Origin of the sequence: Streptococcus mitis (assembly GCF_002096845.1) — a bacterium.
GTDB classification, from domain to species: Bacteria; Bacillota; Bacilli; order Lactobacillales; family Streptococcaceae; genus Streptococcus; species Streptococcus mitis_A.
The window spans coordinates 1-13,375 of the sequence record NZ_NCVK01000058.1; the positions used below are offsets into that span (position 1 = coordinate 1).

A 13,375-nucleotide genomic window follows, 5' to 3' on the forward strand; every position below is an offset into this window, starting at 1 on the left:
GATAATGTTAGAGAAAATGTTTGATCAAAACACTCTGTATTTGGCAAGTTGAAGGAGGAACGCATGGATTGTTTTCCATCTCGAATACGGATGATATAAAGCCAACCTTTTTCTTGAAAATGAGCCATAAGATTGTAACTTTCATAGCCTCTATCCATAATAACAAGAGCTTTCTCGAAAGGGAGAAGCCTCCATCATCTGAATCAGAGCTAAGCGCTCATGTTGTGCATGTTTGTCTTGAATAGAAACATCTCGATACACTCCAGTCGTCAAGTCGTATAGAGCATTTATGTGCATGAGATTATAGGATTTAACATCCTTTTTGGTTTGGATAAAGGTTTCTGTATCCAAGGGATTTCGAGGAATACAGATATCACTCCCATCTGCAGCGAATATTGGAAAATCAGTATTAAGTGGAATAGGTGCTGTAAATTCTTTAAATAGGGCATAGAACGCTTCAGGTTTTATCTGATAGCGTCTTTGAACAAAGGCTGAATTTGAAACTGTCAGTTTGGCATCTAGTAATTCTTTTGACAGTGATTTCCCTCCCATTCCCAGAATGGTACGAATCATAGTTTCTAGTGATAAACTTCTTTTACGAGTAAAGGCCTGTTCATCTTGTTTGACGAACTCAACTTTTTGACTAATGATACTCTGAATACTATTATTTAAGTGGGCTTTTATTTGTTTTATCATGGAAAATCCCTCCTTAACTATAAGTTTATCACATAAAAAAGAAACCCAAATACAGAATTGTATTTGAATTTCTTAACTTAATGACATTGTGCTGTTAACCCATTATCTTATTTGGTATTAAAATCAGTTGCACAAACCCATCTACCGCAACCTAATCTAACTGTACGTTACCATGCAGGTTTAGATGCTCGTTTCATGAATGAGTGTATTGAAGTAATGAAACTTGGTTTTGGTATGCCTGCATTTAATAATGATGAGATTATTATTCCTTCTTTTATTGCAAAAGGAGTATTGGAAGATGATGCATATGATTACAGTGCCATTGGATGTGTTGAAACGGCAGTTCCAGGGAAATGGGGCTATCGTTGCACAGGTATGAGTTATATGAACTTCCCTAAGGTTCTACTTATCACGATGAATGATGGAATTGATCCGGCTTCGGGTAAACGGTTTGCACCAAGCTTTGGTCATTTTAAGGATATGAAGAACTTTTCTGAATTAGAAAATGCTTGGGATAAAACACTAAGATATTTGACACGAATGAGTGTTATTGTTGAAAATTCTATTGATTTATCATTGGAACGAGAAGTTCCTGATATTCTATGTTCAGCATTGACTGATGATTGTATTGGTCGTGGAAAACACCTTAAAGAAGGTGGAGCAGTATATGATTATATATCAGGTTTGCAAGTTGGAATTGCAAATCTGTCGGATTCATTAGCTGCAATTAAAAAATTGGTATTTGAGGAAGAACGTATAAGCCCAAGTCAGCTTTGGCATGCACTGGAAACAGATTATGCCGGGGAAGAAGGTAAGGTCATTCAAGAAATGTTGATTCATGATGCACCTAAGTACGGTAATGATGATGATTATGCTGACAAATTGGTTACTGCTGCTTATGACATTTATGTTGATGAAATTGCTAAATATCCTAATACACGTTATGGAAGAGGTCCTATTGGAGGAATTCGTTATTCAGGAACATCTTCTATCTCAGCCAACGTAGGGCAGGGACGTGGAACATTAGCAACGCCAGATGGACGCAACGCGGGTACACCGTTAGCAGAGGGTTGTTCACCATCACATAATATGGATCAACACGGCCCTACATCTGTTTTAAAATCTGTTTCAAAATTACCAACAGATGAAATCGTAGGTGGGGTTCTCTTAAATCAGAAAGTAAATCCTCAAACGTTAGCCAAAGAAGAAGATAAATTAAAACTAATTGCTTTGTTACGAACATTCTTTAATCGTTTACATGGGTACCATATTCAATACAATGTTGTTTCCAGAGAGACGTTGATTGACGCTCAGAAACATCCTGAAAAACACAGAGATTTAATTGTTCGTGTTGCAGGATACTCTGCATTCTTCAATGTTCTTTCTAAGGCAACCCAAGATGATATTATAGGACGTACTGAGCATACATTGTAAAATAAAGAGGTTCTTTTTATGGAATTTATGCTTGACACATTAAATTTAGATGAGATTAAAAAATGGTCTGAAATTTTACCGCTAGCTGGGATAACTTCAAATCCCACTATTGCCAAAAGAGAGGGTTCGATTAATTTTTTTGAACGAATCAAAGATGTAAGAGAATTGATTGGCTCTGCACCCTCTATTCATGTTCAGGTTATTTCTCAAGATTTTGAAGGCATCTTAAAGGATGCTCATGAAATTCGGAGACAAGCAGGAGATGATATATTTATCAAAGTACCTGTTACTCCAGCTGGATTATGTGCAATAAAGGTGCTAAAAAAAGAGGGCTACCATATCACTGCAACAGCTATTTATACAGTTATTCAGGGATTATTAGCTATCGAAGCAGGAGCGGATTACCTAGCTCCATATTATAATAGAATGGAAAATCTGAACATTGATTCAAATTCTGTCATTCGTCAATTAGCTCTTGCTATTGACAGACAGAACTCTCCTAGTAAGATTTTAGCCGCATCCTTTAAAAATGTAGCACAAGTAAATAATGCTTTAGCTGCAGGTTCGCATGCTGTTACAGCAGGAGCAGATGTTTTTGAATCAGCTTTCGCCATGCCATCTATTCAAAAGGCGGTTGATGATTTTTCTGACGATTGGTTTGTTATTCAAAATAGTCGTTCCGTTTAGATAGAGAGGGAATACATATGAGAATTTTTGCTAGCCCTTCTAGATATATTCAAGGGGAAAATGCCTTGTTCGAAAATGCCAAATCAATATTGGATTTGGGAAATCGTCCGATTCTATTATGCGATCAGTTGGTTTATGATATTGTTGGGAAACGATTTGAAGATTACTTGCATAGGTATGGTTTCCATATTGTTCTGGCCCTATTTAATGGTGAAGCTTCTGACAATGAAATCAATCGAGTTGTTGCCTTAGCTGAGAAAGAAAATTGTGATAGTATTATCGGTCTTGGTGGTGGAAAGACGATTGATAGTGCAAAAGCTATTGCAGATTTGATTGAAAAGCCTGTTATTATTGCTCCAACAATTGCATCGACCGACGCACCTGTATCTGCTTTATCTGTTATTTATACAGATGAAGGTGCATTTGACCATTATCTATTTTATTCTAAAAATCCAGATTTAGTTTTGGTTGATACAAAAGTTATTTCACAATCCCCTAAGCGTTTATTAGCGTCTGGTATTGCAGATGGTTTAGCAACTTGGGTTGAGGCGCGTGCGGTTATGCAGGCAAATGGAAAAACTATGTTAGGACAACAACAAACGTTGGCTGGAGTTGCAATTGCGAAGAAATGTGAAGAAACGCTGTTTGCAGATGGTTTACAGGCTATGGCAGCTTGTGAAGCTAAAGTGGTGACACCAGCATTAGAAAATATTGTTGAAGCTAATACTTTATTGAGTGGCCTAGGTTTTGAAAGTGGAGGATTAGCTGCAGCGCATGCGATTCATAATGGTTTTACTGCATTGACAGGTGACATTCATCATTTAACACATGGTGAAAAAGTAGCTTATGGAACTTTAGTACAACTATTATTGGAAAATAGACCTAAAGAAGAACTTGATAAGTATATTGAGTTTTACAAAAAAATTGGTATGCCAACAACTCTAAAAGAAATGCATTTAGATCAAGTTGGATATGATGATTTAATAAAAGTTGGTAAACAAGCAACTATGGAGGGTGAGACAATCCATCAGATGCCGTTTAAGATTTCGCCTTCAGATGTTGCTCAAGCTATCATCGCTGTAGACGCCTATGTAAATTCAAAATAAACAATAAGGACTACTGTTTTCCAAATGGTAGTCTTTTATTGATCCTCGTATTGAATCCGACGTTCTTCATAAATCAAAAAGCGACATAGGTTGTCAGCTATTTATTATAAATACATTAATTAGCATTCCAGTCGTATCTTCGGTCTAAAATTAGTATTTTGTGTTATAAGAGATAAGCTTCTTGTTTTGCTCTTTGATTTCCCGCATAACAATAAGATAAAAAAGTGGATGATAGAGCAATTCAGAGCCATCAAAATTAATGAAATACAGTATACAGTTTTTTCTTTTAACACATTTCAAATTCCCTCAAAAATGGTATAATAGTAACATCACAAAATTGGAGAGAGACCATGAGTTTTTACAATCATAAAGAAATTGAGCCTAAGTGGCAGGGCTACTGGGCAGAACATCATACATTTAAGACAGGAACAGATGCATCAAAACCGAAGTTTTATGCGCTTGACATGTTCCCTTATCCGTCTGGAGCGGGTCTGCACGTAGGACACCCAGAAGGCTATACTGCAACAGATATTCTCAGCCGTTACAAACGTGCGCAAGGCTACAATGTCCTTCACCCAATGGGTTGGGATGCTTTTGGTTTGCCTGCAGAGCAATATGCTATGGATACTGGTAATGACCCAGCAGAATTTACAGCTGAGAACATTGCTAACTTCAAACGTCAAATCAATGCGCTTGGATTTTCTTACGACTGGGATCGTGAAGTCAATACAACAGATCCAAACTACTACAAGTGGACCCAATGGATTTTCACTAAGCTTTACGAAAAAGGTTTGGCTTATGAAGCGGAAGTGCCAGTAAACTGGGTTGAGGAATTGGGAACAGCCATCGCCAACGAAGAGGTTCTTCCTGATGGAACTTCTGAGCGTGGAGGCTATCCAGTTGTCCGCAAGCCAATGCGCCAATGGATGCTCAAAATCACGGCCTACGCAGAGCGCTTGCTCAATGACTTAGATGAACTAGATTGGCCAGAGTCTATCAAGGATATGCAACGCAACTGGATTGGGAAATCAACTGGTGCTAATGTAACTTTTAAAGTTAAGGGAACAGACAAGGAATTCACAGTCTTTACCACTCGTCCGGACACCCTTTTCGGTGCGACTTTCACTGTTTTGGCTCCTGAACATGATTTGGTTGACGCTATTACAAGTCCAGAGCAAGCAGAGGCAGTAGCAGACTATAAACACCAAGCTAGCCTTAAGTCTGACTTGGCTCGTACAGACCTTGCCAAGGAAAAAACAGGAGTTTGGACCGGTGCTTATGCCATCAACCCTGTCAACGGCAAGGAAATTCCAATCTGGATTGCAGACTATGTTCTTGCTAGCTATGGGACAGGAGCGGTAATGGCTGTACCTGCCCATGACCAACGTGACTGGGAATTTGCCAAACAATTTGACCTTCCAATCTTAGAAGTGCTGGAAGGTGGAAATGTAGCAGAAGCTGCCTACACAGAAGATGGACTTCATGTCAATTCAGACTTCCTAAATGGATTGAATAAAGAAGATGCTATTGCTAAGATTGTGGCTTGGTTGGAAGAGAAAGGTTGTGGTCAAGAGAAGGTTACCTACCGCCTCCGCGACTGGCTCTTTAGCCGTCAACGTTACTGGGGTGAGCCAATCCCAATCATTCATTGGGAAGACGGAACTTCAACAGCTGTCCCTGAAAGTGAATTGCCACTTGTCTTGCCAGTAACTAAGGATATTCGCCCATCAGGTACTGGTGAAAGTCCACTAGCTAACTTGACAGACTGGCTTGAAGTGACTCGTGAAGATGGTGTTAAAGGTCGTCGTGAAACCAACACTATGCCACAGTGGGCTGGTTCAAGCTGGTACTACCTCCGCTATATTGACCCACACAATACTGAGAAATTGGCTGATGAGGACCTCCTCAAACAATGGTTGCCAGTAGATATCTACGTGGGTGGTGCGGAACATGCTGTACTTCACTTGCTTTACGCTCGCTTCTGGCACAAATTCCTCTATGATCTCGGTGTCGTTCCAACTAAGGAACCATTCCAAAAACTCTTTAACCAAGGGATGATTTTGGGAACTAGCTACCGTGACCACCGTGGGGCTCTTGTGGCAACTGATAAGGTTGAAAAACGTGACGGTTCTTTCTTCCATGTGGAAACAGGGGAAGAGTTGGAGCAAGCACCAGCTAAGATGTCTAAATCACTCAAGAATGTTGTCAACCCAGACGATGTAGTGGAACAATACGGTGCCGATACCCTTCGTGTCTATGAAATGTTCATGGGCCCACTCGATGCTTCTATCGCTTGGTCAGAAGAAGGTCTGGAAGGAAGCCGTAAGTTCCTCGACCGTGTTTACCGTTTGATCACAAGTAAGGAAATTGTTGTGGAAAACGATGGTGCTCTTGACAAGGTTTACAATGAAACCGTTAAAGCTGTCACAGAGCAAATCGAGTCCATGAAATTCAACACAGCCATTGCCCAACTTATGGTCTTTGTCAACGCGGCTAACAAGGAAGACAAGCTCTATGTGGACTATGCCAAAGGCTTCATCCAATTAATCGCACCATTTGCACCTCACTTGGCAGAAGAACTCTGGCAAACTGTTGCAGCAACAGGTGAATCAATCTCTTACGTGGCTTGGCCAACATGGGACGAAAGCAAATTGGTTGAAGACGAAATCGAAATCGTTGTCCAAATCAAAGGTAAAGTCCGTGCTAAACTTATGGTCGCTAAAGACTTATCACGTGAAGAATTACAAGAAATTGCTCTGGCTGACGAAAAAGTCAAGGCAGAAATTGATGGCAAAGAAATTGTGAAAGTGATTAGTGTACCAAATAAATTGGTTAACATTGTTGTAAAATAACCAATTTATTTGCTGATTTCCAACCTCAAACAGTTTCCCAAACTGTTTGAGCCAACTAAACTCGTTAATATCGTTGTGAAATAAGATAGGAATCCTTCAGAGTAGAATCTGGAGGATTTTTATTTGACAGGAAGTTTCTATTTTGTTAATATAATTAACAAAGAAAAGAGAGATTATGGATAAAAAAGAATTTATTGCATTTAATAATCGTTTCAATAGATTTATTTTAGCGTTTGACCAGTTAAAAAAAAATCAGCATAAAAGTGGTGTTGACAAATCCATTACGTTGAATGAGGTACATTTGATTGTTGTGATTGGGAAAAATCAGCCCTTAAATCTAGTAAAATTATCTGAATTATTAGAAGTTTCGAGAAGTGCAATAACTCAAAGTGTTAGAAGATTGATTCAAAAAAATTTAGTTGTTTTTGATTTTGATCCGAATAATGGGAAAAATAAATATTTGAGATTATCTGAAAAAGGCATCGAAGTTTTTAAAATCCATAAGGAGCAACAAGCACATATTGAAAAATCAATCTTTTCAGTTTTAAACAACTATAGCGAGGGGGAACTTCAAACAGTTGTGAAATTGATGGATGATATTGAAAAGGTGTGGGGAGAATTACCGTGGTAAAAGTCGCGGTAAATTTTAAATACAATTGTTAATTAGATTAACAAAAAGGAGAAGATATGACTGTAAACATAGAACTGATTTCACAAACAGATTTAGCGGATGAATCTTTTTATATTGCTATCAATGGTTTAGAACCAAGGGCAATGTATTGTGTAGAAATGTACCTGTCTGATTATTACTGTATAAATGCTCCCTTGCTTTTAGATCATGATGTTATATGGAAATCAACCGCAATTTTTTTATCTGATCAGGACGGTATGATTGATACCTCTCAGACAACATCTATTTCAGGATCTTATAAAGGGGTTTCAGAAATGGGATTATTCTTTAATGCGAAACCGTTGAAGAATAGGAAAAGGAGATTACCGAGTTCTCTTGATAGAATTCCATTGCGAGATTGTTTTGGTGTTGAAATTAAAATCAAGATGGGGAAAGATGTGATCGCGGAGCAAAGTTTCGTAAGGCGTTATATGAATCTGGGAGTAAGATATCAAGATATCTATGACAAGCATTTTCAAGGTCGATTATTTTATGATGAAAAGTTAAGAAGGGCGCCAGCCGTGATTATTGTTAGCGGTAGTGAGGGAAGAATTGAAAAAGCTCAGAATATTGCCCAACTTTTATCTTCAAGAGGCTATATTTGTCTTGCGATAGCTTATTTTGGTTTAGAGGAATTACCCCAAAATTTAGAACGAATTCCAATAGAATGTCTGGAGGAGGCGAAAGATTTTCTATATCATCATCCTCAAGTTGATAATACAAAAATAGGAATATATGGTCGCTCTAAAGGAGCAGAGCTTGTTCTGGCTGGACAAAGTATTTTGGAAGATGTTCAATGTTTGGTACTCAATTCCCCCTCAAATGTAATATTTGAGGGAATAAAGGGAAAACTCAACTCTCATTCATCTTCTTGGACATATTTGCAAAAAGAACTTCCGTATCAAAAATTTCAGTTAGGAAATTATTTGTTAAACAAGTTTTTTGGAAAACACATTCCTGAAGATAGTAGGGCCCAGATTGATGTGAGTAAAATTTCCTCTCCTTTATTATTACTAGGAAGCGATGTCGATGAAATATGGAATGCATCATCCGCGATAGATGATATCATTTCACATTATAAAGGGGAATCCATTTTGTTTAAAAAATACCACGAAACAGGACATATGTTGACGGTTGCTTATCAACCGAATCATCGTTATCGAAAAGATTGGCGCTTATTAATGAAAGAAAGTGTAGACTCTTGGTTTGCTACGATAAATTTTTTTGATACACATCTGAAAAATTTGTAGATAGTGCTGAACCGTACTATAATAGTCCCAACTAAGATAAAAACACAGCTCTAGTTGGTAGTCCAGTCTACAAAAGCAAACACTAAAACAAGAGAAATTTGAATACAAACAGTAAAAACGTAGAGAGAAGTACAAGAGTTACTAGTGACTTTCTCTTTCATAAAATAGAACAGCTCTTCTCGGATAAAAAGAGCTGTTTTTTACTTGTATTGAAAATTCTTTTCATATATTATTTCCTAATGGATTTACTTGTCGTTAAAAATTTGGCTAATGGAAGTTTCAAATTCAGGACAATACTTACTTGCTTCAAATTCAATCATATCATATTCAGCAGTTTCATTTTGATAGAAGGGATTGTGTGTCATGATTTCTAGTTAAATTTTTATTGCTTGATTTGGCGAGAATAATACTACCGATTCTTGAATTTTTCGGCCAGATGCGGTAAAACATCTCTTTTATAGCGCATATTTAAAAATATAATGTGTTTTTATAAGTGTTTTTAAGCTTCATTTAGCAATTCGGCAGGAGAAAAATGGCTGTAGCCTTCTCTACTTTAACTTAACCCTAATCATCTCACCACTTAACCTCTCATTTTAACCACTTATCTCAAAAGTCGATTTTTCTTTCATACTTTTTGTTAAACTGATGAGGTAAAGAGGAGGAACTAAATATGATTTTACAAGCTAAACATTTGACTAAACGGTACGGCGATCATATGGCTGTTGAAGATATTCAGTTAGAGTTTGAAAAAGGGAGTTTTAATGCTATTTTGGGTCCCAATGGTGCAGGAAAATCAACCACCATTTCCATGCTAATCGGTTTGAAAAAGCCGACAAAAGGTCAGATTCGATATGCGCCAAATACGAAAATCGGAGTTGTTTTTCAAGCTAGTGTACTAGATGAGATGTTGACAGTTAGGGAAAATCTTACGATTCGTGCTCAACAGTATAAGGAGATTGCAGCAAGTCGTGTGGATGATTTGATTCATCAACTGGGTTTGACTGCTTTCCAGAAGCAACTATATGGGACTTTGTCAGGTGGGCAAAAACGTAGGGTTGATATTGCGCGTGCTCTTCTTTCACAGCCAGATATTCTTTTCTTAGATGAACCAACGACAGGTCTAGATATTCAGACTCGCAAAGCCATTTGGGATTTACTATCTCGACTACAAAAGGATGAAGGGATGACTATTATATTAACGACTCATTATCTGGATGAAGCGGATGAAGCGGATCAGATTTATATCGTTGATCATGGGAAAGTGATTGCGCAAGGTTCTGCGACGGCTATTAAAAGTCAGTATGCATCTAATATTCTAAAAATTCGTTTTAAAGAAATGAAGGATTTAGAAAAGTTGCTACAGACTGGAATGATAGTAAAGGAAGAAAATGAGCTGGAATATCTTTTTTATCCAAGGACATCACTGGAAGCTATTGAATATTTGGCAAAAGTACGAGAAGAAATTGATTCTTTTGAGTTTCGTCCAGGCACCATGGATGATGCCTTTATTGCACTTACAGGAAGAGAGGTTCGCTAATGTTAGCTTTATTGAAACGGAATTTTATCTTATATTTTCGTAATCGTTCAGGAGTATTTTTCTCATTATTGGGGGCATTGATTTCCTTCCTCCTTTATATCATTTTTTTGCAGAAGAACTTGACGGATGCTTGGTCCCAACTCCCTGATAATACGAATCTTTTAAATAACTGGCTGATGGGTGGGACCTTGGCTGTGACTGGGATTACAACCAGTTTTACGGCTCTTACACAAATGGTACAGGATCGTGAAAATCAAGTGGATCAAGATCTCTTCTTGACAGATTTAGGTAGCTGGGGTTTACAGGTGTCCTATCTAATCAGTAGTATTGCCATCTCTTTTGTCATGCAGGTGTTTATGTTTGCTGTTATGGGGCTTTATTTTAAAGAAAGTCCAGTTATCAGTCATTTACCGGAAATTGCTTTGATTATGTTGTTAAGTAGTCTGCTTTCAAGTTTGATAAATATTCTCTTGATTTATCGTTTTCAATCTGTAGATAGCCTTGGCAAACTGGCAACTATAGTAGGAACTGCTTCTGGATTTTTAGTAGGAACTTATGTCCCTATTGGAGTTTTACCTGATTTTGCACAGATTATCATGAAGTGTACCCCTGCAACTTATATTGCTTCTCTTTATCGACAAATTTTAATGAAAGAACCATTAGAGACCGCATTTACAGGAAATAGCAGCTTGTTAAAGGAATTTCAAGAAAAAATGGGGATCCAAATCAACTGGCAAGAACTATTGACAAAGGAAGAGACATACTTTATAGTGGTTATTATCAGTTTCGTCGCTATTCTTCTTTGGCTTTTATTTGTTAAAGTGTTTAGCAGGAGAAAATAAAGGTATACTGGAGAGAAAATGAAGATTCGTTTTGAAATGAAGGCAGAGTTTTCAGAAAAGGACCCACATATTGTAATTCAGGCAGCTCAGTTAACCGACCAAGCAAGGGAAGTCATGGAGTATTTAGAACAATTTTCAAAGACCAATCAGGTGGTCATTCCTATTCGAACGGATGATCATCTGGTCATGGTGAAGATTGAGGATCTTATTCTAGCAGATATCGATAAGAACTTGTTAACCATTTATACGGTAGATGGGATTTATAAAACTAAGGAAACATTGATAAACTTTCAGAATCGGATTAACCGACGTAATTTTATACAGATATCACGCCATTCAATTATAAACATTGACCATTTAGAGTCATTATCGGATAGCTTTTCAGGGAACATGATGGCTAAAATGACTCGGGGTATCAAGTCTAGTGTGAGTAGGAAATACGTCAAGTCCTTAATGAATTATCTAGGTTTATAGGAGAAAATTATGAAACGATTAATTGATTATTTTGTATCGGGAATGCGTACGGCTTCCTTCTTTTATTTGAGTATGATGGTGTTGACTCAGTTTTATCCAGGTATTACCTATCCTGAACCAATGACAAAAAATATTCTAGCTCTGTTTTTAATGGGTGGAATTATGGGGGTATTGACTTTAATACTTGAAAAGCTAGAGTTTCTTGTTTTTAGTATACGTGTAGGAGCTCATTTATTAGTGACAGCTACTATCTTAGTATTGACCTCTCTATTTTTTGGTTGGGGTTCAGCCTTGTGGAGTCCTTTGCTTTGGTTCTGTTTCTTGTTAATTTATGGATTGATATGGCTGTATCAAATTTGGCGGACTCATAAACTTACACAACAAATTAATCAAGCCTTGGAGGATAAAAGAAAGAAAAAGGATAAATAGTGTAGTGTTGAGTATGAAGTTAGAGGAGAGTGCTAGTTTCCATTTAGAGTAATTTATGATATAGTATTTTCAGCGTAAAACAAGGAGAAGAAAAATGCCAGTAAACGAATATGGTCAGATGATTGGTGAGTCAATGGAAGGTTATACACCCGGTGCACTGCCTTCTATTGATTTCTTAGAAGGGCGTTATGCTCGAATAGAGGCTCTCTCGGTAGAAAAGCATGCGGAGGATTTATTAGCTGTTTATGGCCCTGATACGCCTCGGGAAATGTGGACCTACCTCTTTCAGGGACCAGTAGCAGACATGGAGGAACTGGTTACCCTCTTAAATCAGATGTTGGCTCGTAAGGACCGTTTTTACTATGCAATCATAGACAAGGTAACTGGTAAGGCTTTGGGAACTTTTTCTCTCATGCGCATTGACCAGAATAACCGAGTAATAGAAGTGGGAGCTGTCACTTTTTCTCCAGAGCTCAAGGGGACACGGATAGGGACAGAAGCTCAGTATCTCTTGGCTCGCTATGTCTTTGAGGAGCTTAACTATCGTCGCTATGAGTGGAAATGCGATGCTTTTAACCTGCCATCAAGACGAGCTGCGGAACGTTTGGGCTTTATTTATGAAGGAACCTTCCGTCAGGCAGTGGTTTATAAGGGACGGACGAGGGATACGGATTGGTTATCTATGATTGATAAGGACTGGCCCAAAGTCAAAGCTCGTTTGGAAACGTGGTTGGCTCCTGAAAACTTTGATAAAAATGGACAGCAGTACAAGAGCTTGAGAGAGCTTTAAGAGGTGTTGAGATGATCACTATTAGAAAGCAAGAAATTGTCAAGCTAGAGGATGTTTTGCATCTCTATCAGGCTGTCGGTTGGACAAATTATACCCATCAACCAGAGATGCTGGAGCAGGCCTTATCTCATTCATTAGTAATTTATCTGGCACTTGATGGTGATGCTGTAGTGGGCTTGATTCGTTTGGTTGGAGATGGTTTTTCATCAGTTTTTGTACAGGATTTGATTGTTTTGCCTAGCTATCAGCGCCAAGGGATTGGTAGTCTCTTGATGAAAGAGGCTTTAAAAGATTACAAAGATGCCTATCAAGTCCAGCTGGTGACAGAAGAGACAGAAAGAACCTTGGGATTCTATCGTTCTATGGGCTTTGAAATCTTATCCACCTATAATTGTATAGGGATGACTTGGGTGAATCGAGAAAAATAACAAAACTTGTTTTTTCTTAAGCAAAGTTTAAGGATGGTCTAGTATTATATAGTCATTAAATAAAGACCTCCTAACTTTATTTAATGAAATCCTAAAACTTTTTTTCATCATAATCTCCTAATGAAGTTACCTAATCAGGTGACTTTTTTGTGGGGTGAGGTGATGCTGATAGAAATTTTT

The 13,375-nt window shown here is 37.8% G+C and carries 12 protein-coding genes and 2 pseudogenes; 12 read left to right on the plus strand and 2 right to left on the minus strand.

Annotated elements, in window-relative coordinates; translation table 11 throughout:
• Nucleotides 1-158 (minus strand): annotated as a pseudogene (locus tag B7695_RS11820) (IS4 family transposase); the annotation flags it as partial.
• Complete coding sequence (locus B7695_RS07800; protein ID WP_084890894.1) at nucleotides 151-696, minus strand: hypothetical protein; 546 nt, start codon at nucleotides 694-696, stop codon at nucleotides 151-153. The pseudogene B7695_RS11820 and the gene B7695_RS07800, both read right to left, overlap by 8 nt.
• 90 nt (nucleotides 697-786) lie before the next feature.
• Here B7695_RS07800 and B7695_RS07805 point away from each other — a divergent pair.
• The 12 genes and pseudogenes from B7695_RS07805 to B7695_RS07865 all read left to right on the plus strand — a co-directional run.
• Nucleotides 787-2,130: pseudogene (locus B7695_RS07805) on the plus strand (pyruvate formate lyase family protein); the annotation flags it as partial.
• Nucleotides 2,131-2,148: 18 nt separating this feature from the next.
• Nucleotides 2,149-2,817 carry a fructose-6-phosphate aldolase gene (locus B7695_RS07810; protein WP_084890896.1) on the plus strand — a complete coding sequence of 223 codons (669 nt, stop codon included), beginning with the start codon at nucleotides 2,149-2,151 and terminating at the stop codon, nucleotides 2,815-2,817.
• Between the two features lie 17 nt (nucleotides 2,818-2,834).
• Nucleotides 2,835-3,923, plus strand: a complete 1,089-nt coding sequence (locus B7695_RS07815) for a glycerol dehydrogenase (protein WP_084890898.1) — start codon at nucleotides 2,835-2,837, stop codon at nucleotides 3,921-3,923.
• A 350-nt stretch (nucleotides 3,924-4,273) separates the two neighbouring features.
• Nucleotides 4,274-6,775: a leucine--tRNA ligase gene (gene leuS, locus B7695_RS07820; RefSeq protein ID WP_084890900.1), complete on the plus strand. Its 2,502-nt coding sequence runs from the start codon at nucleotides 4,274-4,276 to the stop codon at nucleotides 6,773-6,775.
• A gap of 175 nt (nucleotides 6,776-6,950) precedes the next feature.
• Nucleotides 6,951-7,406, plus strand: coding sequence for a MarR family winged helix-turn-helix transcriptional regulator (locus B7695_RS07825; protein ID WP_084890902.1), 456 nt, complete (start codon nucleotides 6,951-6,953; stop codon nucleotides 7,404-7,406).
• Nucleotides 7,407-7,462: 56 nt separating this feature from the next.
• Entirely contained in the window at nucleotides 7,463-8,695 is a 1,233-nt protein-coding gene (locus B7695_RS07830) for an acyl-CoA thioesterase/BAAT N-terminal domain-containing protein (RefSeq protein ID WP_084890904.1), read from the plus strand.
• Between the two features lie 670 nt (nucleotides 8,696-9,365).
• Nucleotides 9,366-10,232: an ABC transporter ATP-binding protein gene (locus tag B7695_RS07840; RefSeq protein WP_084890906.1), complete on the plus strand. Its 867-nt coding sequence runs from the start codon at nucleotides 9,366-9,368 to the stop codon at nucleotides 10,230-10,232.
• Entirely contained in the window at nucleotides 10,232-11,074 is an 843-nt protein-coding gene (locus B7695_RS07845) for an ABC transporter permease (RefSeq protein ID WP_084890908.1), read from the plus strand. Before B7695_RS07840 ends, B7695_RS07845 begins: the two co-directional genes overlap by 1 nt.
• 18 nt (nucleotides 11,075-11,092) lie before the next feature.
• Complete coding sequence (locus B7695_RS07850) at nucleotides 11,093-11,548, plus strand: LytTR family DNA-binding domain-containing protein (protein ID WP_042901705.1); 456 nt, start codon at nucleotides 11,093-11,095, stop codon at nucleotides 11,546-11,548.
• Between the two features lie 9 nt (nucleotides 11,549-11,557).
• Entirely contained in the window at nucleotides 11,558-11,977 is a 420-nt protein-coding gene (locus B7695_RS07855; RefSeq protein ID WP_084890910.1) for a DUF3021 domain-containing protein, read from the plus strand.
• A 94-nt stretch (nucleotides 11,978-12,071) separates the two neighbouring features.
• Nucleotides 12,072-12,767 (plus strand): GNAT family N-acetyltransferase, encoded by a 696-nt coding sequence (locus B7695_RS07860; RefSeq protein ID WP_084890911.1) that lies wholly within the window; start codon nucleotides 12,072-12,074, stop codon nucleotides 12,765-12,767.
• 11 nt (nucleotides 12,768-12,778) lie between these two features.
• The gene (locus B7695_RS07865) at nucleotides 12,779-13,195 is read left to right on the plus strand and encodes a GNAT family N-acetyltransferase (RefSeq protein ID WP_084890913.1); all 417 of its coding nucleotides are present in this window, start codon (nucleotides 12,779-12,781) and stop codon (nucleotides 13,193-13,195) included.
• The last annotated feature ends 180 nt before the right edge of the window (nucleotides 13,196-13,375 follow it).

Coding starts and splice junctions, on each gene's coding strand:
- B7695_RS07825 (WP_084890902.1), top strand. CDS start 6,951: ATGGATAAAAAAGAATTTATTGCATTTAATAATCGTTTCAATAGATTT.
- B7695_RS07850 (WP_042901705.1), top strand. CDS start 11,093: ATGAAGATTCGTTTTGAAATGAAGGCAGAGTTTTCAGAAAAGGACCCA.
- B7695_RS07830 (WP_084890904.1), top strand. CDS start 7,463: ATGACTGTAAACATAGAACTGATTTCACAAACAGATTTAGCGGATGAA.
- B7695_RS07865 (WP_084890913.1), top strand. CDS start 12,779: ATGATCACTATTAGAAAGCAAGAAATTGTCAAGCTAGAGGATGTTTTG.
- B7695_RS07855 (WP_084890910.1), top strand. CDS start 11,558: ATGAAACGATTAATTGATTATTTTGTATCGGGAATGCGTACGGCTTCC.
- B7695_RS07845 (WP_084890908.1), top strand. CDS start 10,232: ATGTTAGCTTTATTGAAACGGAATTTTATCTTATATTTTCGTAATCGT.
- B7695_RS07810 (WP_084890896.1), top strand. CDS start 2,149: ATGGAATTTATGCTTGACACATTAAATTTAGATGAGATTAAAAAATGG.
- B7695_RS07815 (WP_084890898.1), top strand. CDS start 2,835: ATGAGAATTTTTGCTAGCCCTTCTAGATATATTCAAGGGGAAAATGCC.
- B7695_RS07840 (WP_084890906.1), top strand. CDS start 9,366: ATGATTTTACAAGCTAAACATTTGACTAAACGGTACGGCGATCATATG.
- B7695_RS07800 (WP_084890894.1), bottom strand. CDS start 696: ATGATAAAACAAATAAAAGCCCACTTAAATAATAGTATTCAGAGTATC.
- B7695_RS07860 (WP_084890911.1), top strand. CDS start 12,072: ATGCCAGTAAACGAATATGGTCAGATGATTGGTGAGTCAATGGAAGGT.
- leuS (WP_084890900.1), top strand. CDS start 4,274: ATGAGTTTTTACAATCATAAAGAAATTGAGCCTAAGTGGCAGGGCTAC.